This window comes from Dermabacter vaginalis, from assembly GCF_001678905.1.
Classification (GTDB): Bacteria; Actinomycetota; Actinomycetes; order Actinomycetales; family Dermabacteraceae; genus Dermabacter; species Dermabacter vaginalis.
Genome location: NZ_CP012117.1, coordinates 1,335,299 through 1,359,698, shown reverse-complemented (window position 1 = coordinate 1,359,698; position 24,400 = coordinate 1,335,299). Strand labels below are relative to the sequence as shown.

Annotated in this window: 20 protein-coding genes; 11 read left to right on the top strand and 9 right to left on the bottom strand. The window is 63.2% G+C overall.

What is annotated here, in order from left to right; genetic code table 11:
- Positions 1–18: 18 nt before the first annotated feature.
- Positions 19–891 carry a D-hexose-6-phosphate mutarotase gene (locus DAD186_RS05910; RefSeq protein WP_065247902.1) on the bottom strand — a complete coding sequence of 291 codons (873 nt, stop codon included), beginning with the start codon at positions 889–891 and terminating at the stop codon, positions 19–21.
- Complete coding sequence (locus DAD186_RS05905; RefSeq protein WP_208854248.1) at positions 888–3,350, bottom strand: DNA gyrase/topoisomerase IV subunit A; 2,463 nt, start codon at positions 3,348–3,350, stop codon at positions 888–890. The genes DAD186_RS05910 and DAD186_RS05905 overlap by 4 nt, the downstream gene beginning before the upstream one ends.
- 62 nt (positions 3,351–3,412) lie before the next feature.
- On the opposite strand from DAD186_RS05905, the gene DAD186_RS05900 reads away from it, so the two are divergent.
- From DAD186_RS05900 to DAD186_RS05890, 3 genes are read left to right on the top strand one after another with little or no spacing between them, the layout of a single operon-like run.
- Positions 3,413–5,860, top strand: coding sequence for a GNAT family N-acetyltransferase (locus DAD186_RS05900; RefSeq protein ID WP_065247901.1), 2,448 nt, complete (start codon positions 3,413–3,415; stop codon positions 5,858–5,860).
- A complete protein-coding gene (locus DAD186_RS05895) occupies positions 5,857–6,414 on the top strand; it encodes a DUF5998 family protein (RefSeq protein WP_065247900.1) in 558 nt (185 codons plus the stop codon). The genes DAD186_RS05900 and DAD186_RS05895 overlap by 4 nt, the downstream gene beginning before the upstream one ends.
- Positions 6,411–7,505: an alkaline phosphatase family protein gene (locus tag DAD186_RS05890; protein WP_065247899.1), complete on the top strand. Its 1,095-nt coding sequence runs from the start codon at positions 6,411–6,413 to the stop codon at positions 7,503–7,505. The genes DAD186_RS05895 and DAD186_RS05890 overlap by 4 nt, the downstream gene beginning before the upstream one ends.
- 21 nt (positions 7,506–7,526) lie before the next feature.
- Here DAD186_RS05890 and sepH read toward each other — a convergent pair whose 3' ends face one another.
- Positions 7,527–8,804, bottom strand: a complete 1,278-nt coding sequence (sepH, locus tag DAD186_RS05885; protein ID WP_065247898.1) for a septation protein SepH — start codon at positions 8,802–8,804, stop codon at positions 7,527–7,529.
- A gap of 263 nt (positions 8,805–9,067) precedes the next feature.
- On the opposite strand from sepH, the gene DAD186_RS05880 reads away from it, so the two are divergent.
- Positions 9,068–9,370, top strand: a complete 303-nt coding sequence (locus DAD186_RS05880) for a DUF4193 domain-containing protein (protein ID WP_055088108.1) — start codon at positions 9,068–9,070, stop codon at positions 9,368–9,370.
- A 12-nt stretch (positions 9,371–9,382) separates the two neighbouring features.
- Here the strand turns inward: DAD186_RS05880 and DAD186_RS05875 are convergent, their stop codons facing one another.
- Complete coding sequence (locus tag DAD186_RS05875; protein ID WP_167550764.1) at positions 9,383–9,862, bottom strand: DUF3093 domain-containing protein; 480 nt, start codon at positions 9,860–9,862, stop codon at positions 9,383–9,385.
- Between the two features lie 123 nt (positions 9,863–9,985).
- On the opposite strand from DAD186_RS05875, the gene dut reads away from it, so the two are divergent.
- From dut to DAD186_RS05855, 4 genes are read left to right on the top strand one after another with little or no spacing between them, the layout of a single operon-like run.
- Positions 9,986–10,501, top strand: a complete 516-nt coding sequence (gene dut / locus DAD186_RS05870) for a dUTP diphosphatase (protein ID WP_082991107.1) — start codon at positions 9,986–9,988, stop codon at positions 10,499–10,501.
- A gap of 2 nt (positions 10,502–10,503) precedes the next feature.
- Entirely contained in the window at positions 10,504–11,187 is a 684-nt protein-coding gene (locus DAD186_RS05865) for a DUF3710 domain-containing protein (RefSeq protein WP_065247897.1), read from the top strand.
- A 3-nt stretch (positions 11,188–11,190) separates the two neighbouring features.
- Complete coding sequence (locus DAD186_RS05860) at positions 11,191–11,553, top strand: OB-fold nucleic acid binding domain-containing protein (RefSeq protein ID WP_236886214.1); 363 nt, start codon at positions 11,191–11,193, stop codon at positions 11,551–11,553.
- A complete protein-coding gene (locus DAD186_RS05855; RefSeq protein WP_065247896.1) occupies positions 11,550–12,263 on the top strand; it encodes a DUF3159 domain-containing protein in 714 nt (237 codons plus the stop codon). Before DAD186_RS05860 ends, DAD186_RS05855 begins: the two co-directional genes overlap by 4 nt.
- A gap of 18 nt (positions 12,264–12,281) precedes the next feature.
- On the opposite strand, the gene DAD186_RS05850 is transcribed toward DAD186_RS05855, so the two are convergent.
- The gene (locus DAD186_RS05850; RefSeq protein ID WP_065247895.1) at positions 12,282–12,992 is read right to left on the bottom strand and encodes a potassium channel family protein; all 711 of its coding nucleotides are present in this window, start codon (positions 12,990–12,992) and stop codon (positions 12,282–12,284) included.
- On the bottom strand, positions 12,989–13,657 hold the full coding sequence (locus DAD186_RS05845) for a potassium channel family protein (RefSeq protein WP_065247894.1): 669 nt from the start codon (positions 13,655–13,657) through the stop codon (positions 12,989–12,991). The genes DAD186_RS05850 and DAD186_RS05845 overlap by 4 nt, the downstream gene beginning before the upstream one ends.
- 145 nt (positions 13,658–13,802) lie before the next feature.
- Between DAD186_RS05845 and DAD186_RS05840 the strand changes: the two genes are divergently transcribed.
- Genes DAD186_RS05840 through acnA form a run of 3 tightly spaced genes read left to right on the top strand, consistent with a single transcriptional unit; the run spans position 13,803 to position 19,835 of the window.
- A complete protein-coding gene (locus DAD186_RS05840) occupies positions 13,803–15,812 on the top strand; it encodes an APC family permease (protein WP_065247893.1) in 2,010 nt (669 codons plus the stop codon).
- On the top strand, positions 15,809–17,134 hold the full coding sequence (locus DAD186_RS05835; protein WP_065247892.1) for a class I SAM-dependent RNA methyltransferase: 1,326 nt from the start codon (positions 15,809–15,811) through the stop codon (positions 17,132–17,134). Before DAD186_RS05840 ends, DAD186_RS05835 begins: the two co-directional genes overlap by 4 nt.
- Positions 17,135–17,174: 40 nt before the next feature.
- A complete protein-coding gene (gene acnA / locus DAD186_RS05830; protein WP_065247891.1) occupies positions 17,175–19,835 on the top strand; it encodes an aconitate hydratase AcnA in 2,661 nt (886 codons plus the stop codon).
- A gap of 210 nt (positions 19,836–20,045) precedes the next feature.
- Here the strand turns inward: acnA and DAD186_RS05825 are convergent, their stop codons facing one another.
- The 3 genes from DAD186_RS05825 to DAD186_RS05815 form a co-directional block, all read right to left on the bottom strand.
- Positions 20,046–22,280 (bottom strand): CAP domain-containing protein, encoded by a 2,235-nt coding sequence (locus tag DAD186_RS05825; RefSeq protein WP_065247890.1) that lies wholly within the window; start codon positions 22,278–22,280, stop codon positions 20,046–20,048.
- Positions 22,281–22,611: 331 nt separating this feature from the next.
- Positions 22,612–23,409: a type I methionyl aminopeptidase gene (map, locus tag DAD186_RS05820; protein ID WP_065247889.1), complete on the bottom strand. Its 798-nt coding sequence runs from the start codon at positions 23,407–23,409 to the stop codon at positions 22,612–22,614.
- Positions 23,406–24,374: a COX15/CtaA family protein gene (locus DAD186_RS05815; RefSeq protein WP_065247888.1), complete on the bottom strand. Its 969-nt coding sequence runs from the start codon at positions 24,372–24,374 to the stop codon at positions 23,406–23,408. Before DAD186_RS05815 ends, map begins: the two co-directional genes overlap by 4 nt.
- Positions 24,375–24,400: the final 26 nt, after the last annotated feature.

Below are 24,400 nucleotides of genomic sequence, written 5' to 3'. Positions count from 1 at the left end.
TCAAGAAGAGCGAATGCGTCAGCCGTGCGTGAGGCTGTAGTGCGCCGTGAGCGTGTGCGCTTCACCGGGGGCAAGAGGCACCGCACCGCCTTCGCTGACTGCGGTTTCAACACACACGAAGCGGGTCCACTCCTCATCGGGAATGTCCGCCGTGGAGGCGACGTCTTCGCGCCACGGCGTCCACACGACCGTGCGGTTCGCCCCGCTCTGTGCGATTTCGATGCGCCGATTAGCGCGGGGATCAGCAAGAACGAGCGGTGGAGCCGCCTCGAACACGAGGTCCGTGTGTGCGGCGAAGGTCTGGTTTTCGGTTCCGACGCCTGCCGCGCGACCCCGCGCCGCATCCGTAAAGGGCACACCCGCGAGCCCTTCGAGGCGAGCCTCGCGTACGTCATGCACAAGAAAATACGTGTGGAATGCCGCTTCGAGTTCGAGGGGCAGTTCGCCAGCGGTCACGGTGAGGCTCAGTTCGAGGGTCGCGCTCGCCCGCACGTGGAGGCGAGCCGCGCCGATCTCGAAACCGGGGTAGTGGCGTCGCTCCTCAAGGTCGAAAGCTGCGGTCACGACTCCGTTCGGATCGACATGAAGGCTTGTGAGTGCCCATTGTGCCCGCCTGAACCAGCCGTGTTGTGGCTCTTCGTTGCCTGAGCGACCGTGGCCGAACCACGGGCCAATGAGGGGTACTCCGCCGCGGATATGAGAGGAGGGGGTGAAGGTGGCGAGCGGGGAAAGCCACATGGTCTCGCTGTGCCCTTTGGGTATCCAACTCGTCACGTGTGCGCCCGAAAGAGAAATCTCGAGTTCGCATGCGGGGGTGTGAGCCTTCAGCACTCGGGCGCCTTCGCGCTCGTGTAGCGAGACTCCCTCGGGGAGGTGCATGGGGGCCGTCATGAGAGTGAACCAACCGCCGCGATGGGAAGCGTGAGAGGCGAACCGGAGCCGTCTCGCCGTGCGATCGGGGAGGGGAGGTCGATCGGTGCGCCGGCATCGGAACAGGCGAGTGCGGGCGCATTGACGATCCACGCGGAGATAAGCGTGTCTTCCCCGCGCAGGAAGCGATGACAGCGAACACCGCCCGTCGCGCGTCCTTTTGCGGGGTATTCCGATGCGGCGGAGACCTTGAGGGAGCCCGATTGCACACCGTCGAGCGCACTCGACGAACCGGCGACGGTCACGACCTCGCCGGGCTTCGTGACATCGAAAGCACCAAAGCCAATGACCCTATCGCCCTCGCCGAGCTTGATGCCTGCCACGCCGGAACCTCCACGGCCCTGGGCGCGTACACCCGAGGCGGGGAAGTGCAAGAGATGCGCGTGAGAGGTGATAAAGGCCAGATCCATGTCGGCATCGTCGAGCATGTCGACGACGCCCACGACGCGGTCGCCGCCCTTGAGCGTCACGATGTCGAAACCGTCCGACTTAGGGAAGTCTCTGTTGACACGCTTGACGACGCCGTTCGCGGTACCGAGCGCGATGCCGCCTCTATCGGTTTCGCCCTCGGGAAGTTCGAGGCGCACGAGGCCCACGACTTTCTCGTCCTTCTCGAGAGAGAGGAGGTCGGCGAGACGCGTGCCACCCGCGATGGAAGACGAGCCCGCCGAGGGAGCGAGCGCGGGGAGGTCCACGACGTCGACGTGGTGGAGCCGGCCGAGGTCGGTAACGGCCCCGATGACCGAGCGCGTCGTCGTGCTGACGCGCGCGAGAATCACGTCGTGCTGGGAGCGTGTGTGGGCGTCGGCGCCAAGGGGCGTGCGTTGGGGGACGCGGGCCACGAGGCCTGTCCCGGAGAGGAGGACGTCGCACGGTGAGTCCTCGATCTCGAGACTCGCGGGGGTGGCTTTGGCCTTTGCGGCATCGGCCTCAAGGAGGATCGTGCGGCGCGCCGTGCCGTGTTCCTCTGCGACTTGCTGCAATTCGGCGCTGACGACGCGGTGCAGTGCGGACTCTTCGGAAAGGATTTCGAGAAGTTCGGCGATGTCGCGCTCGAGTTCGTCTCGCTCCGCCTCAAGCTCGAGGCGCGAGAACTTGGTGAGGCGGCGAAGGCGCAGCTCAAGAATGTACTCAGCCTGGGCACTCGAGAGGTCAAAGACCGTCATGAGACGCTCGCGTGCGCTCTCGACGGTGTCGGAGGAGCGAATGATCTGAATAACTTCGTCAATGTCGACGATCGCGATGAGGAGGCCCTTAACGAGGTGGAGGCGGTCTCGGCGCTTACCAAGACGGAACTCGGTGCGGCGACGAACAACGTCGATGCGGTGGTCGAGGAACACGCGAAGGAGCGGCTTGAGCCCGAGGGTGCGGGGCTGCCCGTTCACGAGCGCGACATTGTTGATGCCGAAAGAATCCTCCATGGGCGTGTGCTTATACAGTTGCTGAAGAACGGCCTCCGGGTTGAAACCGCTCTTGAGCGTGAGCACGAGCCGCATTCCGTGCTTGCGGTCGGAGAGATCCTGGTAGTCGCTAATGCCCTGGACTTTCTTCGCCTGAACGGCGTCGCGAAGTTTCTCCGCGATTTTCTCGGGGCCAACCTGATAGGGAAGTTCGGTCACGACGATCGCTTTTTTGCGACTCGTGACGTTTTCGACCTTCGTGGTTGCGCGAATCTTGAAGGTACCGCGTCCGGTCTCGTAGGCATCGCGAATGCCCCCGAGCCCCACGATGCGCCCGCCGCTTGGGAGGTCCGGGCCAGGAACGAAGCGCATGAGATCTTCGAGCGTGGCCTCGGGGTGATCGAGGAGGTGCCGCGCTGCCGCGATGACCTCTACGAGGTTGTGGGGAGCCATGTTGGTGGCCATGCCCACCGCGATACCCGAGGCGCCGTTGACGAGCAGGTTTGGGTACTGGACAGGAAGAACTTCCGGCTGGAGAAGCTGGTTGTCGTAGTTCGGCACCATGTCGACGACGTCTTCGTCGAGGGAGGCCGTCATCAGAAGCGCGGCCTTCGCCATGCGCGCCTCGGTGTAGCGTGCCGCCGCGGGCCCGTTGTCGAGCGAGCCAAAGTTGCCGTGGCCGTCGACGAGAGGCAGGCGCATGTTGAAGTCTTGGGCGAGACGCACGAGGGCGTCATAAATCGCGGAGTCACCGTGGGGATGGAGTTTGCCCATGACATCGCCAACGACGCGTTGGCTCTTCACGTGCCCCTTGTCTGGGCGGAGCCCCATGTTGTCCATCGTGTAGAGAATCCTGCGCTGGACCGGTTTGAGCCCGTCGCGCGCATCGGGGAGCGCGCGGGAGTAGATCACCGAATACGCGTACTCAAGGAAGGACGTCTCCATCTCGCTCGTGACGTCGATGTCGACGATGTTTTCTTTAATCGGCTCCGGTGCGGGCGTGGATGTACGTGAGGCCATGCGCACCATTGTGCCAGCGTCAATCCCATATACGGGGGAGGTGGCGAACGTAGAATCGTCACATGGCACGAGGACGGCGAGGCGCAAAAGGGCGCGCACACGATGGTCACTACCCCGAGTGGTGGTCCTCGTACGAGTGCGCGGCAAACGGCATGGGCGTTCTCGTGCGCCCCCTCGCAGCCTCGGATTCCCGGGCACTCGAGGCTTTTTACTCGGGCCTCTCACAGCGCACGCGGTATCAACGCTTCTTCACCTCGAAGCGCACTCTCTCGCGTGAGGAGCTCAAGCGTCTCTCACGCGTTGACGCCCGTGACCGCATCGCCCTCGTGGCGTTGAGGGGCGGGGCCATCGTGGGGGTTTCGCGCCTGACCCGCACAGCGCCGAGTGTTGCCGACATCGCGTGCGTCGTTTCGGATCGTCTGCATGGGCAGGGAATCGGCACCATCCTCATCGAACGCCTGGCGGCTATCGCCCGTTCGGTGGGTATTGAAACGTTCACGGCGGATGTGCTCGCCGATAACGATGCGATGTTCCGCGTTCTTGAGCGCACGGGCGTCGAGCTTGAGCGAGGAAAAATCGAGGAAGGGGCCGTGGCCCTTTCCTGGAGCACAGTTCCGACGCCCGCCACCCTCGCGGCGCAGCGCGAGCGTGTGCGTCGAGCTGAGGCCGCATCCATGGCGCTGTTGTTCGACGCGGCATCGATCATGGTCGTGGGGGCGAGCCGTCGCCGGGACCAGGTGGGAGCCCAGATCATTCGCGGGCTCATCGCGAGTGGCTTTAGCGGTGCGATCTTCCCCGTGAACCCCGAGGCCTATGAAATCAATGGTCTTAAAAGCTTCGGAAGCATCGCCGATGTCCCCGGTCCCGTGGACCTCGCGGTCCTCGCCCTTCGCCCCGATCGGTGTATCTCGGCGCTCGAAGCTCTCGCGGAGCGCGGCGTGAAAGCCGTAGTCGTGGTGAGTGCGGGCTTCGCGGACGCGGGCGAGGAGGGGCTCGCCGCGCAGGAAGCGCTCGTTTCCGCTGCGCGTGCACACGGCATTCGCATTCTTGGCCCCTCCTCGCTCGGCTTCTTCCGCACGGGGGAGAACCCTCTCAACGTTTCGCTCGCCCCGCGCACGTCCGAGCGGGGAACGATCGCACTGGCCGGTCAGTCGACGGCCCTCAGTGCCATGATTCTCGCAGGAGCTGACTCGCGCGGCCTTCGCGTGAAGGAGTTCCTCTCCGCAGGTAATCGCGCGGATCTCTCCCTCACGAGCGCACTGGAGCGTTGGCACAGCGACGAGGACATCGAATTCGTCGCGCTCTCTCTCGAATCCCTCGGTGATCCGGCGAGACTCGTGTCCCACATTGAGACTCTTTCGGCACGAGTCCCCGTTCTCATTGTTCGCCCGCCCAACGAGCCGGAACGTGGCCCCGCCGACACCGCGCGTGAGGCCTCACCTCTTCCTGATCGCGCCATCAACCAGATTTTGGATCGCGCCGGTGCGCTTCGTACCAAGAGCGTCGACCACCTGCTCGATACCCTTGCTCTCCTTTCTCGCGAGGGTCGTGCTCACGGCACTCGAGTGGGCCTTCTGTCCAATTCGAGTGCGCTAGGCGCCACGTTGAGGGCGGCCGCCCACGAGGCGGGGCTCGACGTTCGACGCGAGAATTTCCGTGTGCCGATCGTCGGCGATGATCGTTTCGTCTCGCGCGCCTTCACCGCGATGGCCGCCCCGGGCGGCGTCGACTGTGTGATCGCCGCGATCCTCGACACACAACGGGTGGATCTCGTACACCTTGCCCAGGCGCTTTCAACCCTCGCGTCAGGCTCTGCCGTTCAGGTCCTCATGGTCGTCGTGAGTGATGAACCCCGCGTACGTGTTTTGCGGTCAGCATTACGCGAGGATCCGAGCCTCCCGCCGGTCTTCGCGACCGCCTCACGCGCGAGCGAAGCACTCGCGACCTCCCTGCGCGCCGCACACTCGCGTGTTCGGAGACCCCGCCCGGTACCGGCTACTCGCGCCCTCACCGAGACCCAGCTCGAGCACGCTCGCGCCGCGCTTTCCCCCACGCCCGCGCAAGGGGCTCTCCTCGGCGCACTCGGCCTTCCCTTCAACGATTCCCGCCGCACCCGCGAGAGCGAATGCGAGCTTCGCCTTCGCTTCGAACGCGACGATGCCCTCGGCCCAGTGTTCACACTCGCCCTCACCGGAATTGCCTATGAAGTATTCGCCGACGCTTCCTATGCGCGCCTTCCACTCCGGCAGGGAACGGCGGAAGCCATGCTCGAGGAGCTCGAGGCGGCGCCTGTTCTCGACGCTCACGTCCCACGCGACTGCGAAGGCCGCGCCCGGCTCGTCGAGGCACTCGACACGCTCGCCGCTGCATTCTTGCACCTTGACTCTCTCACCTCACTCACGTTGAATCCCGTGCGGGTGCACGCCAAAGGGCTCGAGATCGGCGGATGCGAGGCAACCGTCGGACCGCCTCACGGCCCTTCACCGGACCTCACTACACTGGAGCCATGAGCCTTCCACCGACACTCCTCACGGAACTCGAGCTTGCCGGGTATTTCCCCGACACGGCCCGCGCAGCCCTCGAGCGCGCCGTGCGCGAAAGCCGAATTCGCAGCTACCTGGTGCGACCCGAGACAACCTTCGATGGGCCGGAAGTACGCCGCCACCTCACGATTCTCGTGCTCACCGACGAGCACCTGGTCATCGTGCACCTCGACGACGAAAGCGCGGACGCGCTCAACCCCACCCAGGTGATCGTCTCCACCGAACGCGTCAAGCTCGCGCGCGTGGGCAATCTTGCGCTTGCGCAAGCGTACGACGCCGATGGCGCCGCAATCGCGCCGCGTGAGGCGGAAGTGACACTCGGCCTGAACTGGGGTGCGACCCGACGACTCGATGTGCAACCTGCCTGGTGCGACGACCCGCAGTGCAGCGCCGATCACGGATATACGGGTGAGAGCCGCGAAGCGGACCTCGTTTTGCGGGTGAGCGCCATCGCCGACGGCGAACAGGCCATCGCCGACGCGCTCGCATTCTTCGATTCCCTTTACGACGCAACGCAGTGACCGATCCCGTTGATTGGCGCGAGGGCGAACCACGCCTCGTGCGACGATGGCGCGACGCGCTCGAGGCGCGCAGCGGCCGCGACCTCCTGATCCTCGTCGATGGCCTGGGCCTTGAGGACCTCGAACGCTATCGAGGCCACACACGGTTTTTTCGCACGCACGCGAACTCTCTCGAGCGAGAAACGACCATCGCGCCGGCCACCACGACCAGCGTGCTCGCCTCCCTCTTTACGGGAGTGTCACCACTCGCGCACGGGATTCTCGGTTACGAAGGGCTCACGTCGAACGGCACTCGCGTGAACAACCTCAGGGGAGCAAAGAACCTTGACCCTCGCGAGTGGATACGCGCCCGCGGATACGCCGAGGGCTCTGAGCGCTGCGTCGCGCACGTGGGGCCGGCGCGCTACCGCAATAGCTTCCTCACGGGCATGCTTCAACCCGCTGAACGCTGGGATTTTTTCGGCTACTCCTCGCCCGGCGGGAGAATTGGCGCCGTGCGAAAGGCACTCTCTCACGTCGGTGCCGGTGGCGCGTGCTACCTCCATGTCCCGGATATCGACAAAGCGGGTCATCGCTACGGTCCTGGCTCGACCGCGTGGCTAGACGCTCTTGAAGACACCGACAGGTTTCTTGACACACTCATGCGTTCCGTCCCTGAAGGCACGCGCGTAAGCATCACCGCGGATCACGGCATGGTCGAAGCCGATTTTGAGCAGATCATGGACCTCGCACACGCCCCCGGCATGCTCTCACGATGCAGTGCCGTCGCGGGTGAGGGGCGCGCACTCATGGTCCGGTTCGGGGATGCCGACGGCCACCCGCCCCTCGCCGAGCTTCGGTCGTGGGTAGGGGAGCGGGGGGACGTTCTCGATACCGACCAGATGCTTTCGAGCGGGCTTCTGGGAGAGGCGCGCGGGTCGGAGCGAGCAATCGTTGCGCAGCGGCTCGGTGACGCGCTCATCTTCGCTCGAGGTCGCCACCAGTTCACCCATACGGGCTTCGTCACCGCAGCCTCCCTCACGCAACGAGGAGTTCACGGTTCGCTCAGCGATGCTGAACTCGTGGTGCCGTTTCTTCAGTTCACGGTGTAGAAGGCAGCGGCCTCGCTGCGATCAATCTTTGTGGCCGAACACGATGTCATCCCACGACGGGATGGACGCACGCTGGCGCTTCGTCTTCTTTTGAGGCTTTTTCGGCTCCGCGTCAAAGCCGGGCAGAGGCGTGAGGTTCTCGTCTTCAGCCTCGCCCGCTGCCGGTGAGTCTTCTCCCTCGTTGGCGGGCGCGGATTCCTCGAGGTCCTCTTTCGCGGCGATATCCGCGTCGGTCGAGGTGCCCTCGTGGGTGTCGTCCTCAGAGGCTGACGGATCGTGAGCGGGGTCGGGCGCTTCGCTCAGATCGTCCGGGCCGTCGATGTAGGAGACCTCTTCGGTATCAAAGGTATCGGCGCGAACCTCGCGGTTGTGATGGTGGGCGCTGATCGGGACAATCCGCACGGGAGCAGGGCGCTCTTCCCCCGGAGCCGCGAGCGCCTCTTCTTCGGTGCTCTCGTTGTTGTCGCGTGCCTCAGGCTCGTATTCTTCGAGGCTCTGCCACGGCGAGGCCGGAGCCGGAGTTTCAGCTTGCACCGCCGAGGGCTCCGGAACGGTTTCTACGGGTGCCGAAGCAGAAACCGGCGTCCCACGGCGTGCGTTGAGTTCGTCGAGCTCTCGTTCCGAGATTGGCGAGGAGGCGGCAGGCGGCTCGCTCGAGGGATTAGCCGTACTCTCCTCGATGTTGAACACATTTGCTCGCTGCGTTTTGAAGCGCGTGCGCGCGGGAGAATCCTCGCGTTGGGTCTCGGAGTCGGAAAGCCAGCGTGCTTCGTTATCCTCGGCCGTCACGACGCGATTAGGAAGATCTGCCTGCCACGTGGCGACGCGCGAACGGCCACCGGCGACGAAGGTGAGCTGGAGGGTCCACGTGCCGTCACTGCGGCGCCACGCATCCCACTCGAGATCCTCGTCAACCCCGCGTGCGCGCAGGCGAGGCTCCACGACGTCAATGAGCTTCTCGGTCCCGCCCTTCGAGGTGCGGAAGTCTTGTGCGCGGCGCGCAGTGTGGTCACGTTCGGCACGAACGGGCCCCTCGTAGCGCTTCACGTGCTCAACTTCCATCCCCGCGAGTTCCGCGATCGACTCCACGGTCGATCCGCCCCTCAGCATCGCCTGGATGTCCTTGGGTTTGAGAGCCGACGAGTGATTTTGCTGGATGAGTCCAACGGACGACGCATCGCGGCGTACCGCTGCACGCAGGGCTTCATCAATGCGCACCGTGTATCGCTCGCCCTCAGCGTCGAGCAAAATGAGGTGATCGGAGTTCTCGTGCAACCCGCCGAGTGTGAGCTCGCGCATTAACGGCCTTCTTTCTCTATCGAGGTCTCGCGTGCTGCCAATACTAAAACGCGAGACTCGAAAAACGCTGCTGACACGGCGGGACAGTCTTCGAGGAACACTCGTCCACCCCCCGTGCGGGTTATGCGGGCGCGAGGTATCGAACTCTGGTAGTTTCTTCGCACAGCTTGCAAAGTCCGAGGCAAACTGCGAGAATTCCCGCCGTTGCTGAACACCGCACCGGGCGCGGACCCCAGCGCCCCAGATCCCCGTGAAAGAGAACCATGGCTACCGATTACGACGCCCCATTCAAGAAGGACGACGACTCGAGCGAAGACTCGATTGAAGAACTCAAGGGGCGCCGGAACGACAACGCCTCACCTTCCGTCGATGAGGACGAGGCCGAAGCCGCGGAGGGGTTCGAGCTCCCCGGCGCCGACCTCTCCAATGAGGAACTGTCGGTCACCGTTTTGCCTCGCCAAGTCGACGAGTTCACGTGCGGTTCGTGCTTCCTCGTGAAGCATCGCAGCCAAATTGACCACGTTGAAGGAAAGCTCATTATCTGCAAGGAGTGCTCGGGCGACTGACGCGCCCGACCCTTAGCGGGTGTGCGAGGAATCGTCCTCGCGCACCCGCTTTGTCTTTGCCGCCTTGAGTGCGAGAGCAAAATCCTCGGGGCGCCGAAGCGAGAGAACGAGAGCGGGGGTCGGATCTTCAGGGTCGAGGATCGGCACCTCAACGCCGGTCGAAATCCACCCTCGCACCACACGAAAATCCAGCGGGCGAATATCGGGTCCGAGGATCTTGGCGAAATCGGACTTCGCAAGGATTCGCGGCTCGCCGAGGACATCCACCTCAATCCGTGCCGGTCCCGCGGCGACCACATCTTCGCGAACCTCGACGACCGGGGATGCCGCGAAAAGGAGAACGGGAAAAAGGATTCCGAGGGCGAGCGCGGTCACGATGCTGACGATTTCGCTAAGAGGCATGAGGATTGCCCCGAGCAGCACACCGAAGATAACGGCAATGAGTGTGACGAAGGGACCCGGGTGCAGGCGCTCCTGAAACAGGGAAGACATAGCTGCCATCGTCTCACACAGCACTTCGAGCCGCGCCCGCACTCGCGCAAGATCCCCCACACACGAGGGGCGCAACCGTGCAAGTATCCGCACGAAGAGCTCAAGCGGCGATAGGCTGAGCCCATGAGTGAAAACGCCACCGCGCCCACGCCGTCCGCCGGCGCCCCGCGCCCCGTCGAATTGCCAACGGTGTGCGAGGCGCCCGAGCTTGCGCTCTCGCGTGCGCACGCTGACGACGCAGGACTCGACCTCACGAGCGCCATTGACTTTGACCTCGCCCCCGGTGAGCGAGCCCTCATTCCCACGGGAGTCAGGATCGCTCTTCCGCCGGCCACCGTCGGGCTCGTGTGCCCACGCTCCGGACTCGCCGCAAAGCACGGCATCACGATCGTGAACGGACCGGGAGTGGTAGACGAGGGCTACCGGGGTGAACTTAAGGTTGCGCTGCTCAACACCGACACAACCGAAACTCTGCACATTGCGCGTGGTGATCGCATCGCTCAGATCGTGATCGTGCCGATCCTGCGCCCCACGATTGTGGAGGTCGACTCTCTCGACCCGGCAGCGCGCGGCGAAGCTGGTTTCGGTTCAAGCGGCGGTTTTTCTTCCACGACCAATGGCGAAGGACACGAGGGGTAAACATGGGACTTTTTGGACGCTCGAAAAAGAAAGCTTCCGCTACTGACAGCGCGCCGCTCGCGCACACTCCTTCACCGGAGGAAGAGGAAGTCAAGGGCCCCTTCGATATCAAGGATGCCCCCGATACCGAACGTCTCGATTTCGGATCGATTCAGATTCCCGCACACGAAGGCATGAGCATCGCCGTCGAGGTAGAAAAACGCTCGAGGGCCGTCACGGGCCTCACTCTCACGTACGGTGAGTCGCAAATTCAGATCAACGCCTTCGCTGCGCCGAAGAGCGAAGGGCTATGGGATGACATCCGCAAGTCGCTGCGCGAATCAGTCGCGTCGCAAGGCGGCACGACGGAAACACGTGAAGGGGCGTTTGGCACCGAACTCTACGCGCGCATTCCGCTCGCCATTAAGGGATCGAACGCGCGCGCTCACAGGCCCATGCGGTTCGTTGGCATTGACGGGCCCCGTTGGTTTCTGCGCGCCGTGATCTCCGGAGCAGCGCTTCAAACCGGTACGGTGCGCGAAGAGGTCGAAGACATCATTCGCTCGATCGTTGTCGTGCGTGGCTCCATGGCGAAGGCCCCCCGTGAGGTTCTCGAACTGAAGGTTCCCGGTGAGGGGAATGCTTCACCGCTTCCGGACGACGCGGATCCGCTCGGTCAGGGGCCCACAATCGCCGAGGTGAGGTAGGCCGTGAGCGTCCTCACGAAGGCGAGGGATCTGTTGACTGCGTCCGCGTCGACCAATGACGACGACGAGAGCGGCGTGGAGAATCTTGACGAGATTGCGTCCATCACGTCCCGCCGCCCGGCGCATTGCCTTGGCACGGTCAGCTCGATCGTCGTCCAGCCGGCAGGCCAGGATCCGAAGCTCGACGTTGATCTCCACGATGGTACGGGCAGGCTTGCCCTCGTGTGGCTCGGGCGTCAGTCGATCGCCGGTATCGAACCTGGTGCGCGCCTGGAGGTCGAAGGATTCGTAGGCCTGCGAGGCCGTAAGCGCATCATGTACAACCCCCGATACGCGATCCACGGTGCGAAGGACGACGGCCAGTGACCTCACCTTCGTCAGCCCCCGAACCACCTGCAACCGGGCTCAAAGCGAGCTTTACCTCTGATGACTACAGCGTCATGAACGCGATCGGTGGCGTGAGGGGGCTCATCGAATCGGTCCTCCCGACACTCCTGTTCGTTGTGCTGTTTCTCTTCACGCGCAACGTCGTGCTCGCGAGTGTCGCTTCGCTCGGCGTCGTCGTTCTCGCACTCGTGTGGCGCATCGCCACGAAAAGTCAGGTCACACCCGCCATCAGCGGTGCGATCGGGATTGCTCTCGGCGCGTTCATCGCCGTGAAAAGCGGCGACGGCAGCGGCTTTTACCTTCCCGGTCTGATCACCAACGCCGTCTATGCCGTGGTACTGAGCGTCTCGATCCTTGTGAAACACCCTGCAGTGGGATACGTGGCCGCACTCGTCGACCCGCGAGTTTCAGCCTGGCGCACCTCTCGCGAGGGCAGGCGCACCTACACGTATGCCACGCTGTGGTACGCAGGGCTCTTTGCGCTCAAGGTCGCCGTGCAAGCGCCCCTGTATTTCGCGGGGTTCACAGACGCGCTCGGTATCGCCAAGCTCCTCATGGGGATCCCGGCATTCGTGGCGGTCACGTATGTGGTTTTTCTGCAGCACCGCGCGCTTGTGAAGCGGTGGTTTTCCGACGCCACCAGCGCTCACATAGATGCGACGTCCCTCAAGGAGTCCAAGCGTTCGTAGGGCGAAATTGGAGGGTTTTTAGTCCTCGTCCTCGTCACTAACCCGCACAACGGGCAGCGCTGCGGTCGTTTCCTCGAGTCCCCTTGGCACCACCGTGCGCTGAAGAGCCGTCAAACATGAGCGGTGAGCGAGGAACAAAAGCTCATCGCGCGGCTCGAGGGCCTCGGATTCGGCAGGTGGGCGCGGATGCCCCTCGCGCACGACGCCAACGAGGGTCGCGCTCCTCGGCCACGCCACATCACCGATGTCTTTGCCAACGATCGGCGAGGTTTCCGGGACGGTGATCTCGACCATGCTCGTTTCGGACTTCGCGAAAGAGAACATCGTGACGACAGTGCCGATGCTCACGGCCTCTTCGACGAGGGAAGTCATAATCCGCGGGGTCGAGACCGCAACGTCGACGCCCCAGGCATCGTCGAACATCCATTCGTTGCGAGGGTGGTTGACGCGGCCCACGGTTCGCGGAACTCCGAACTCGGTTTTGGCGAGGAGGGAAACGACGAGATTCACCTTGTCATCGCCCGTGGCGGCGACGACCACGTCGGCTTCGGCAAGCTTCGCCTTTTCGAGAACATCGAGTTCGGCGGCGTCGCCCTGCACCCACGTGACTTCGTCAAGACCGGGACGTGCCCCCTCCCGGTCGATCAGGGTGACCGTGCGCCCCTTGTCAAGAAGCTCCCGAGCGATGCTTCGCCCCACACTTCCTGCACCCACGATGACGATCTTCATTCGGCGTCCTCCTCAAAATGGTGGGTGAGCAGTGCGGAAACCTCCGCCTCTCGCTCTGTTTCGAGCGTGAGGTGCACGATGTCCTCTTCCTGTATGCGGTAGTCGCGCCTCGGCAACGACCCTTCGCCGTAGCGGGTCACGAAAGCGACGCGCGAGGCGGTGAGTTTTTCGAGGTCTGCGAGCGTTGTGCCCACCCAACTGGGGTGGAAATCGCAGGCGAGCATCGACACGTTGCCGGAAATATCCTGAAACTCACGAGCTGACTGGCCCGGGATCAGGCGGGTAAGCATCTGATTCGTGGTCCACCGCGCCGTGGGCACGGTTGCGATACCAAGGCGTTCATACACCTCGGCGCGTTTCGGATCGTAGATACGCGCGACGACATTGCGGATGCCGTAGAGCTGCCGCGCGGCGCGGGCCGCGATGATATTGGAGTTATCGCCGCCGGCGACCGCGGCAAAGGCGATGGCTTCGTCGCAACGAGCGCGCTCAAGCGAGCGGCGGTCAAAGCCGATTCCGTGGACTTTGATCCCCTCGAAGTCATCGGGGAGTATGCGGAACGCCTTCTCGTCGCGATCGATAATCGCCACCGAGTGTCCGTTTGTCTGGAGCTTTGTGGCAAGCGTTGCGCCTACGCGGCCGCAGCCCATAATGACGATGTGCATTGCTGATCCTCGCCTGATGCGGTTGGTGTGGTGCGCGCCGGAGCTGGCCCGGACGATAAATCCAGCCTAACGTGTGAGGGGCGCGGCGAAGCGTGCGCGCGGATGAGGATGTGCGCCGTGCCCGGGCGGAGAGTAGATTATCCGTGTGTCCCGCCCCCTCGCTTCCGTCAAACGCATTGTGATCGGGCGTCCGTTCAGCTCCGATCGCCTCGCGCGCCAGCGCCTCCCGAAGCGCTTCGCTATTCCCTCCTTTGCGGCCGATACGGTGAGTGCACTCGCGTATGCCCCCGATGAAATCATTCTCACGCTCGGCCTTTCCGGAATCGGCCTTTTCGCATGGAGCCCGTGGGTAGGAATCGCCGTCGTCTTTGTCATGGCGATCGTCGTGACCGCCCACCTGAACGTGATCGAGGAATATCCAGGCGGGGGAAGCGACTTCGTTGTCGCGCGAACCAATCTTGGTCCGAACGCGGGCCGACTCGCAGGTGCGGCTCTGGTGACCGATTATGTACTTACGGTCGCGGTCGCCTCCTCGCAAGCGGGCGCCTATATCGGGGGTGCGATAAGCCCTCTTGCACCGTTTCAAATCGGCATGACGATGGCGATTATTGCACTCCTTGCACTCGTGAATCTTCGAGGTGCGCGGGAATCTGCGCGGCTCGTGAGCCTTCCCGTGTATACCTTCATCGCTTTGATCACCATCACGCTCGTGTGGGGCGGAATTGAGGCATGGCGAGGGACGCTCGGGCTATCCCCACATGCGGGAAGCTATCCGGAACCGGGGGAGGGGGAGCCTGTGGCTCTCACTGCGCTCGGCGGCGCGCTCGTTCTTGCGCGAGCTTTTTCGAGCGGCCTTCCCGTGGTATCCGGTGTCAAGGCCATCACGAATACCGTGCCTGTTTTCCGGCCCCCGAAAGCCCGCAATGCGTGCATCACGCTGGTCATTTCGGGCGCGATGACGGCGGTGCTTTTCCTCGGGGTCATGCTACTCGCGCTCGCGACGCGCGTGAGCCTTTCGCCCCGCGAGGCGGAAGGCGCGCGCGTGAGCGAAGCGACACCAGTGCTCGGCCAGATTGCGGAGGCCATTTTCGGGGCCGGATCGCTCATGTCGCTCGCAATGCTCGCCATGGCCACTCTCGTGCTGTGCATTGCCGCGAACACCGCCTTCACCGGACTGCCGGTACTGACGGCGGCGCTCGCCCGCACCGGTTACATCCCCCGCGTGTTCGCCTCACGGGGCGACAGGCTCGTGTACTCCAATGGCATTCTGCTCCTCGCGGGGCTTGCGGAAATCGTGGTTCTCGCGACGGGCGCGAACATTACGCTGCTCATCCACATGTATGTCGTGGGCGTTTTTATGACCTTCACGATCGGGCAGCTGGGGATGTTCCGCCACTACACGAAAAAACACCGCGTGGCAGTGCGGCTCAAGGAACGCCAGCGCTTTGCCCGCAAACGCGCGGTCAGTCTCGTTGCCACCGTGTGCCTGGCCCTGGTTCTTCTGACCGTGGCCACCGCCAACTTCCTCCTCGGCGCATGGGTGACACTCGCTGCCGTGGCGCTTATGTGGGCAGCGATGACGATCATCAGCCGCTACTACTCTCGGATCTTCTCGAAACTCGCCCTCGGCCACGACGAGGATCTTGGCCGCTGGCCGATCGCTGCACCCGCCCCCCTCGACGGTAAAGATCCCACACGGGGCATCGTTCTGCTCACGCAACTGAACCGACCCGCCATTCGAGCGATCAAGGAAGCGATGGCGTCACCGCACCTGAGCCTCCAAGCCGTGGCCGTGAAGACCAACGATTCCGCGATCGACACGCTTAGCACGGAGTGGCTCAGGCGCAAGATCCCCATCCCGCTACGCGTGATCAATTCGCCGTATCGCGCCCTCCTCGCGCCGCTCGACGACTACGTGCGATCTTTTACACGCACGTACCCCCGTGACGCCGTGGTTGTCTACATTCCTGAATTTCTCGTGGGACACTGGTGGGAGTCGATCATGCACAACCACGTGCTGAGGCGAGTCACGACCCGACTCGAAAAGTATGAGCGCGTCACGGTCCGCCGTGTCCCTTGGGATCTCGATGGTCCCGAGCAGGAAGCATCGATCGCGTCGTACACGAATCCCGTTGTCAAGGAGCTAGCCCCATGACCCGTCCCGCATCCGAGCGACCAAAAGAAGTGCAGGAGCTCGCAGGGGAAGGGCGGCTGATCACCCTGACCGTCGATAAGCCGGCACATGGAGGCACCTTCGTCGCGCGTCACGAAGGTCGCGTTGTCTTCGTGCGTGGCGCGTGCCCGGGAGAAACCGTCGTTGCTGAAGTGCTTCCCGACTCGAAGGCGAACGCGCGCTTTTGGCGTGCCGAAACGATCGACGTGATCGAGGCTGGGCCCGATCGCGTCCCCAGTGCGTGGCCTGAATGCGGATACGAGGGACTCGGTGGAGCCGACTATGCCCATATTCGCATCGAAGCGCAACGTCGTATCAAGACCGAAGTTCTTCAGGAGCTCATGACGCGCGCCCGAATTGGCACGTACCCGATTGAAAACATCCAAATCGAGCCCGCTCGGGACGACCACACGGGGCTCGGTTGGCGCTCGCGCGTCCGCTTCGCCGTCGATCATGGCAAGGTTGGCATGCACGGCTGGCGCTCCCACGAAATTCACGCCGTTGGGTCAAATCCTCTCGCTCATCCCGCAATCCAAGCACTCGGCATCGACGTGTGGAAGGCCCCGAGCGGCGTCGTTGCAGTCGATGTCGTCGCTCCAAGCGGGAGCGCGCCCGCGATCATCGTGCGCTCCGAGAATGATTTGACCCTCGACGATCTCAATCTTCCTGCCGCCTGCGACAATGCGAGCATCGTGCTCGCCACGCGCACGAGTACCACTGCTCTGCGCGGCGACGACTCGGTGCGGGAAATCGTCGGCGATGACGTTTTCACTCTCTACGCGGGCGGTTTCTGGCAAGTGCACGTTGATGCGCCGCGCCTTCTGACCGCCGCCGTCGGACACGCTCTTGACGCGCACGAAGGTGAGCGGATTTGGGATCTGTACGGCGGGGCGGGCCTTTTTTCGGTCCCCGCAGCCCGCGCAGTCGGCGGCACAGGTGCACTTGTGAGCGTCGAGGGAGCGGAACGCGCGAGCGCCGACGCCACCGAGAACCTCGCGGCCTACCCCCAGGCCAAAGCCGTCACCGCGGATGTCCGCGACTTCCTCGCGGAAGCGAATGAAGGGCCTGACCGCGTCATTATGGACCCGCCCCGCGCGGGCGTTGGCGAAAAGGCCATGGCGCGCCTTGCCGAGCTCACTCGCGAGCGCATGGTCTACGTTTCGTGCGAACCCTCAACTCTCGCGCGCGACCTGCGAGTTGCCGAGCACGAGGGCTGGGCCATCACCGATTTCCAAGTCTTCGACCTGTACCCCCACACCCACCACATGGAATGCGTTGTGAAGCTCGAACGGGCCGCACGATAATTACTGACAACGATCGACCGCACTTGCGATAGGAGCCTCGATGAGCACGGTGAATTCTTTCGGCGCGAAGACCTCCCTGAGTGTCAACTCGCGCGAATACGAGATCTATGCACTCGACGCTGTTGAGGGGTACCGTCGGCTTCCCTACAGCCTCAAAGTGCTCCTTGAAAACCTTCTGCGCACTGAAGACGGCGAAAACATCACCGCCGCCCACGTTCAGGCGCTCGCCAACTGGGATCCCCAGGCCGAGCCGAGTGAGGAAATCCAGTTCACGCCAGCGCGCGTCATCATGCAGGACTTCACCGGCGTGCCCTGCATTGTGGATCTTGCGACGATGCGCGAAGCTATGAGCGACCTCGGCGGCGATCCCTCCAAGATCAACCCCCTTGCTCCTGCGGAAATGGTGATCGACCATTCCGTCATGATCGATGTCGCCGGCCGCGTTGACGCACTCGAGCTCAATATGGATCTCGAGTTCGAGCGCAACCGCGAACGCTACCAGTTCCTTCGTTGGGGTCAGGGCGCCTTCGATGACTTCAAGGTAGTCCCGCCGGGCACGGGCATTGTCCACCAGGTCAATATCGAGTACCTCGCCCGCACCGTCATGACTCGCGAGGTTGACGGCGTTGTGCGCGCCTATCCCGATTCGTGCGTCGGCACCGACTCGCACACGACGATGGTCAACGGTCTCGGCGTGCTCGGCTGGGGCGTTGGCGGGATCGAGGCGGAAGCGGCCATGCTCGGCCAGCCCGTGTCAATGCTCATCCCGCGAGTCGTGGGCTTCAAGCTCACTGGCGAAATCCCGCCCGCCGCAACCGCTACCGACGTTGTCCTCACGATCACCGAGATGCTCCGCAAGCACGGTGTCGTGGGCAAATTCGTGGAGTTCTACGGCGAAGGCGTTTCGCAGGTCCCCCTTGCGAACCGCGCCACGATCGGCAATATGAGCCCCGAGTTTGGCTCGACCGCCGCGATCTTCCCGATCGATGATGTCACTCTCGACTACTTGCGCCTCACGGGCCGTGACGACGATCAAGTGGCCCTTGTCGAGGCTTACGCCAAGCGTCAGGGGCTCTGGCATGACCCTAAGAGGGAAGCGGAATACTCCGAATACCTCGAGCTAGACCTGGCAACCGTCGTCCCCTCGATCGCCGGGCCCAAACGCCCGCAAGATCGCATCGTGCTCACCGAAGCGAAAGAAAGCTTCGCGAAATCCCTGCCGGCCTATGCCGAGAACACCTCGAACCCCACAGCGGTCAAGGGAACCGATTACACGATCGACCACGGCATCGTCTCGATCGCGTCCATCACGTCGTGCACCAACACCTCGAACCCATCGGTCATGATGGCCGCGGGGCTGCTGGCGAAGAACGCGGCTGAACGTGGCCTCGACGTGAAGCCCTGGGTGAAAACGTCGATGGCACCTGGCTCGAAGGTTGTCACCGACTACTACGAGAAAGCCGGCCTGTGGCCGTTCCTCGAGAAGCTTGGCTTCCACCTCGTCGGGTACGGCTGCACGACCTGCATCGGCAACTCCGGCCCTCTCGCCCCCGAAATCTCCGAAGCCATTGCCGAGGGCGACCTTGCCGTGACCGCTGTGCTTTCGGGCAACCGCAATTTCGAGGGGCGCATTAACCCCGACGTCAAAATGAACTACCTGGCCTCGCCGCCCCTCGTCATCGCCTACGCGCTTGCCGGCACGATGAACTTTGACTTCGACTCCGACCCGCTCGGGCACGATGCCGAGGGCAACGCCGTGTTCCTTCGCGACATTTGGCCGACTCCCGCCGAAGTCGAACACACGATCGCCGAGAACATCACGCAAGAGATGTTCGAAAACGACTACTCCGATGTCTTCGCCGGCGATGAGCGTTGGCACGGCCTCGACACTCCCGACGGCGACACGTTCTCGTGGAGCGAAGATTCGACCTACGTGCGCAAACCCCCGTATTTCGAGGGGATGAGCATGGAGCTTGAGTCAATTCGTGACATCGAAGATGCGCGCGTACTCGTGAAGGTCGGCGACTCGACGACAACCGACCACATCTCGCCCGCGGGTGCCATCAAGGCCGACTCGCCGGCCGGGCGGTACCTTCGCGAGCACGGCGTGGACCGTAAAGACTTCAATTCCTACGGCTCGCGCCGTGGCAATCACGAGGTCATGATCCGTGGCACCTTTGCGAACATTCGCCTCAAGAACCTTCTTCTCGACGGCGTCGAAGGTGGTGACACGAGGAACTTCCTCACCGGTGAGCAGAGCTTTATTTACGACGCCGCCCAGGACTACGCCGAAGCGGGAATTCCGCTCGTCGTCCTCGCCGGCAAGGAGTACGGCACCGGCTCCTCTCGCGACTGGGCAGCCAAGGGCACGAAGCTGCTGGGCGTGCGCGCGGTTATCGCCGAGAGCTACGAGCGTATTCACCGTTCAAACCTGATCGGTATGGGTGTGCTGCCTCTGCAGTATCCCGCTGGCGAGTCGGCTGAAAGCCTCGGACTCACGGGCGAAGAAACCTTCTCCATTTCTGGCGTGAGCGCTCTCAACGAAGGCGTCACCCCGAAAACCGTCTCCGTACGCGCAACGCGCGAAGGTGAAGAACCCATCGAGTTCGAGGCGCTCGTGCGCATCGATACCCCCGGCGAAGCCGACTACTTCCGTGCCGGCGGTATCCTGCAGTACGTCCTGCGCTCGCTCGCCGAGTAGGGGAGAGCCGGAGCCGCTTCACTGTTCCGCAGCCCGCGTATCGCCTGATGCGCGGGCTTGTGGCGTCGCATGGCTCGAAAGTGATGCCGCTTCGCACGGGCCCGGGCACATTGCTGATTTCCCAAACCCCCACAACCCCTATGCAATCGACGAAGGAGGGGCTGCCTCGGGATGAGGCAGCCCCTCCTTGGGATTACGGGAGCGGCGAGGTCACTCCGCGGGAACCTCGATAGTCGTGGTGTAATCCTTCTTCGTCGGCTCTTGAGCCTCAACGCGCTGCTGCTCTGCTTTCGCGTCGTCAGCTTTCGCCTGCGCTTCATTCAGCTCGTTCTCGGCATCCGACGCCGCTTTGTTGTCGCGAGCGGCGTTTGATTCTGCCTCGCCTACGATCTTACTTTGATTGTCGACCTTGGCCTGCTGCTGCTTGCGTGCAGTGTCGGCCTCAGGCGCGGCAGCTTCGGCCTCGGCGAGGTCAGCCTGAGCCTTAGAGGAGGCATCCTCGCTCTCGGTCTTCCGAATGTCTGCGTCGCCCTTAGCCCTCTTGGCGTCTTCGAGGTCCTGATTGCTCTGGTCGGCTTCGGCCTGGGCCGCGTCGACCTTGGCCTGCGCTTCGCTGATGTCCGAATCGAGGTTCTTCAATTCATCGACCCGCGGGGCTTCTTCAAGCTCAGAAATCCGCTTATCAACACCGCGGCGCACGCCCTTCGTGTAGTCGAGGCCGTCCTTGCCGCCTTCCCACTTGTCGTACGCGGCGGTGTTGCGATCGTCAACCGTGTGGGCGAGCTTCGTGCCACCCGTGACCGCGATTGCACCCTCGGGCACGTATTCGCCGTCAAGATTTTCGGGCATGCCCTTCGACTTCGGGACGACGGTGGTGGAGTTAGCCTCGTGGACGTCATCTTTGATGAAGAACATGTTGGTGCCGTACACCTGGCCGTCGTCGCCCTTTGCAAGGCCCATACCAGCATGCGAGAAGGTCTCGTCAAGCATGTTCTTGTTCTGGTCATCCGACTTTTGCCACTGCTCGAACAAAGCATCGGCGCACTCGTCGACGGTCTCCATCTCCGTGCTGCAGGTCGCGGCGACGATGTTCTCGCTGCTGTAGCCTTCTTCGTCCCTATTCGAGTGCGTGAAGTCCTTGCTCGTGGCCATAGTCGTGGACCAGTCTGCGGCCTTGTCGTTGAACACCGGTGCGTACACGAGTTCGTTCAGACCGTTCTTCACGCGGTAGTTGTTCACACGCTCCGCGAGGGCGTCGGAGAGGGCACGAAGCTGGTCTTCCGAATTCAGCTGTGCGAACTCGAGGTTGCTCTGAATCGCAATGTTGTCACGCTTGTCGGAAAGCACCTCGAGCTGCTTGGTGGCCTGCTCGAGCTTGCGATCGGCATCCTGCTTCTTCTTCTCAGCGTCGGTGACCTTCTTCTCAGCGGTCTCAACGTCGGCGGCGGCCTTCTGCGCTTCGACCTTCAGCTTCGCCGCGAGGTCGCGCTTCTGGGCGAGATCGCCCGTACCGGGCATGGCAGCGACGAGTTCATCGAGCTTCGCCTTTTCTTCTTCGTACCTGCGCTGCGAGGCATCAGCCTTGTCACGTGCTGCCTCGACAGTGCGGCGCGCATCGTCGAGGGCTCGGTTCGAACGCTCAGCCTCACTGCGAGCCTCATCTCGGTCGCGCTTCCAGCTTGCGAGTGCGGAGTTGTAGCCCTCTTCATCAAAGGCCGCAATCGTGACGGTGCCGGAGTTGTGCGAGTTGCCCGGCTTTCCGGGCTTGGGGCTTCCGGGCTCCGGAGCGGGATTGCTCGGTTTGCCCGGCTTGTGCGGCTTCGGAGCTGGCTTACCGGTACCGTCGCCAGGTTTTTCGGGTGTGGGATGTGGCTTCGGCTGCGCGGGCTTCGGCTCCGCCGGTTGCGCCACCACGTTGCCCGGGAAGGGACCCGGGCCGTTCGAGGGATCCTGTGCGGGCGGAATCGGCGCATCGGATTCTCCGTGAGCAAGTGCGGTATCAGGCGTGACTTCAAAGGCCGGCCTTTGCTGGCCTGAGCCATTTTCGCGAGTATTTTCGGGCGTACGGCCAGCACTCAACTCGGAGTCACCCTGGGCACGTCGACGCCCGCTGCTGTCCGAGCTTGCATCGCTCTCGGCGTTCACATTGGAATCTTGGCCGGAAGCACGGTTCCTCTTCCGGGCCCACTGCTGCGCGAGGGACTCCCCAGAATGGTCTTCCTCTTCCGAGGACGCGGGGGACGAATCCACGGAACCCGGAAGCCTGTCCTCCGTGTCATCCGTGCTCGTGGAGGAGCTCGAAGACGAATCCGCACTGGCCGTCACACTTGAAGACGGCGACTGCGCGGCGTCGTTGGACGCACTGCCGCCGGAGCACGCAGCGAGGAGCGACAAGGAGAGTCCAAGGCCGAGGACCGGCCCAAGCTTCTTACGGGTGAGGGTCATGGAGAGTCTCTTTTCTGTGCTCGAGTGTCTCGGCCACTGTTGCCATCGCTGTTCGCCACTGAGGGAAAGAGGGCGGTGGGCAGTGTTTTCGGACCGGGATCTGGCCTGGGCCGCTACGGATACTACTACTTACGCCGTTTCGAACGAAGGCGGGGAGCGACCATGCCGTTACCAAAATGTTACATTTCGGTGAATTTTTGCGCGAGGGGGCTAGAAGGGGAGGGTCCCTGGGGGTTTGAGGCGCGAATGAGCGCTGGCAACCGTCGGAATTCACCGCCCACGGGCTCGCGTAGCGCGGACAGGTGCAGGGCAGGGGTAACCCCCACAACGACTATGCAATCCGGGGGAGGTCAGGGGTGCGAGCCGTGACGATGATGGGCTCGTCCTTCGTGACGATGAGAGTGTGCTCTGCGTGCGCGCCAGTCGAGCCGTCACCCGACTCAACCGTCCAGCCGTCTCGCTCGGTAATGCGCATAACGTCGGTCGTGGGGGTAAGGAACGGTTCAACGGTCAGTGCCATACCTTCGCGCAACCGCGATCCGGACCCCGGGGCGCCGTAGTTCGGTACGAAGGGAGCTTCGTGCATTGTGCGGCCAACGCCGTGGCCGCCAAACTCATGATTAATCGTGTAGCCCAACTCCGCGGCCCGGGTCTCAACGGCGTGACCGATATCGCCAACCGTGTTGCCGGCGCGGGCAGCGTTGATTCCCGCCCACATCACGCTCTCGGTGTCGCGAATGAGTGTCAGGTGGTCTTCGCGCTGTTCACCCACAACGATCGAGAGCGAAGAATCGGCAACCCATCCCTCGAGTTCGATAGCGAAGTCCATGGATAGCAGGTCTCCGCTCTCGAGGTTGCGGTCGTAGGGGCGGCCGTGGAGCACCGCGTTATTCACGCTCAAACATATGACTTTGCCGAAGGGCGAGCCGCCGAAACTCGGGTGGTAGTCGAGGTAGCACGAGGTCGCGCCGGCTTCGCGGATCATGCGGTGAACTTCGGCGTCGATCTCCAGGAGGTTGTCGCCCACGGCGACGGTTTTCTCAAGCGCTGCGAGCACGCCCGCCACGAACTCGCCCGCGGGTTTGATTTCTTCGGGGGTTGGGTAACGTTTCGTGCGGAACAGGCTCATTGCTGCGCCTCCTTTGAGTGGTCGTGCGGTGCCGTGCCTTCCCCGATCGGGTACCACGTGAACAGGCTTGCGCCGAGCCACGCGATGCCCGCGGAGAGCAGGGCCGCGCCAAACATATGCAACCCCACGAGAGCCTCGGGTAGGCCGGTGAAATATTGGATGTACCCGATCGCGCCCTGGAGGAGCGTCACGACCGTGAGGGCAATGAGAGCATTCTTCGCCCGAGTGTGCGCCTTTGTGATCATAAGGATGATGGCGACACCGAGCAGAAGCCCGCAGAAAAGCCATACGAAATCGGCGTGAAGCCACGCGATTCTCGCCGGGTTGAACGGGAAGCGTTGCGGGGTGTTGGCGTCACCGGAGTGCGGGCCTGAGCCGGTCGTAAGAGTTCCAAGAATCAGCACCGCAAACCCGACGGCAGCAAGTGGCCAAAAAACGAATTGAGCGCCGCGGTTCACGGCAAGTCTTGCAGAACCGTTGCCCTCGTAAAGTCGGTAGACCAAAACCGCGGAGGACGCCACGAGGATCGGCGAGACGATGAAGTGCACCGACACGAAGAAGGGGTGGAGGTGGAGGTAGACGACGAGCATGCCCCACACCGCCTGGAAGAGCGTCAGCGCGAGCGGCACCCACGAAAGGCGCACGAATCCCGCGCCTTTGGCGCGAAGGTGCTTATAGGTGGCGACGAGCACGAGGATCGCGAAGATGAGCAACACGAGCGTGAGCGCACGGTTGCCAAATTCGATGAAGGGGCGCAGTCCCGATTCGGGGTGATACCGCGGCGTGAATTGTCCCGGTTCGCAGTGCGGCCACGAGGAGCAGCCGAGCCCCGACTTCGTCAAGCGCACGATGCCGCCCGTCACGATGATGCCGATTTGGCACGCGAGATTGATCCAAAAAATGACGTAAATCCAGCGATTGTGGCGCTCGGCAACGGCGCGTGGTGTGCTCTTCGGAGAGGTCATGCGCCAAGTGTAAGAAACCCCGGCCG

Excerpts from the sequence above, each read along its gene's own strand:
- DAD186_RS05910 (WP_065247902.1), bottom strand. The coding sequence starts at position 891 with ATGACGGCCCCCATGCACCTCCCCGAGGGAGTCTCGCTACACGAGCGC.
- DAD186_RS05905 (WP_208854248.1), bottom strand. The coding sequence starts at position 3,350 with ATGGCCTCACGTACATCCACGCCCGCACCGGAGCCGATTAAAGAAAAC.
- DAD186_RS05900 (WP_065247901.1), top strand. The coding sequence starts at position 3,413 with ATGGCACGAGGACGGCGAGGCGCAAAAGGGCGCGCACACGATGGTCAC.
- DAD186_RS05895 (WP_065247900.1), top strand. The coding sequence starts at position 5,857 with ATGAGCCTTCCACCGACACTCCTCACGGAACTCGAGCTTGCCGGGTAT.
- sepH (WP_065247898.1), bottom strand. The coding sequence starts at position 8,804 with ATGCGCGAGCTCACACTCGGCGGGTTGCACGAGAACTCCGATCACCTC.
- DAD186_RS05880 (WP_055088108.1), top strand. The coding sequence starts at position 9,068 with ATGGCTACCGATTACGACGCCCCATTCAAGAAGGACGACGACTCGAGC.
- DAD186_RS05875 (WP_167550764.1), bottom strand. The coding sequence starts at position 9,862 with ATGTCTTCCCTGTTTCAGGAGCGCCTGCACCCGGGTCCCTTCGTCACA.
- dut (WP_082991107.1), top strand. The coding sequence starts at position 9,986 with ATGAGTGAAAACGCCACCGCGCCCACGCCGTCCGCCGGCGCCCCGCGC.
- DAD186_RS05865 (WP_065247897.1), top strand. The coding sequence starts at position 10,504 with ATGGGACTTTTTGGACGCTCGAAAAAGAAAGCTTCCGCTACTGACAGC.
- DAD186_RS05850 (WP_065247895.1), bottom strand. The coding sequence starts at position 12,992 with ATGAAGATCGTCATCGTGGGTGCAGGAAGTGTGGGGCGAAGCATCGCT.
- DAD186_RS05845 (WP_065247894.1), bottom strand. The coding sequence starts at position 13,657 with ATGCACATCGTCATTATGGGCTGCGGCCGCGTAGGCGCAACGCTTGCC.
- DAD186_RS05835 (WP_065247892.1), top strand. The coding sequence starts at position 15,809 with ATGACCCGTCCCGCATCCGAGCGACCAAAAGAAGTGCAGGAGCTCGCA.
- acnA (WP_065247891.1), top strand. The coding sequence starts at position 17,175 with ATGAGCACGGTGAATTCTTTCGGCGCGAAGACCTCCCTGAGTGTCAAC.
- DAD186_RS05825 (WP_065247890.1), bottom strand. The coding sequence starts at position 22,280 with ATGACCCTCACCCGTAAGAAGCTTGGGCCGGTCCTCGGCCTTGGACTC.
- map (WP_065247889.1), bottom strand. The coding sequence starts at position 23,409 with ATGAGCCTGTTCCGCACGAAACGTTACCCAACCCCCGAAGAAATCAAA.
- DAD186_RS05815 (WP_065247888.1), bottom strand. The coding sequence starts at position 24,374 with ATGACCTCTCCGAAGAGCACACCACGCGCCGTTGCCGAGCGCCACAAT.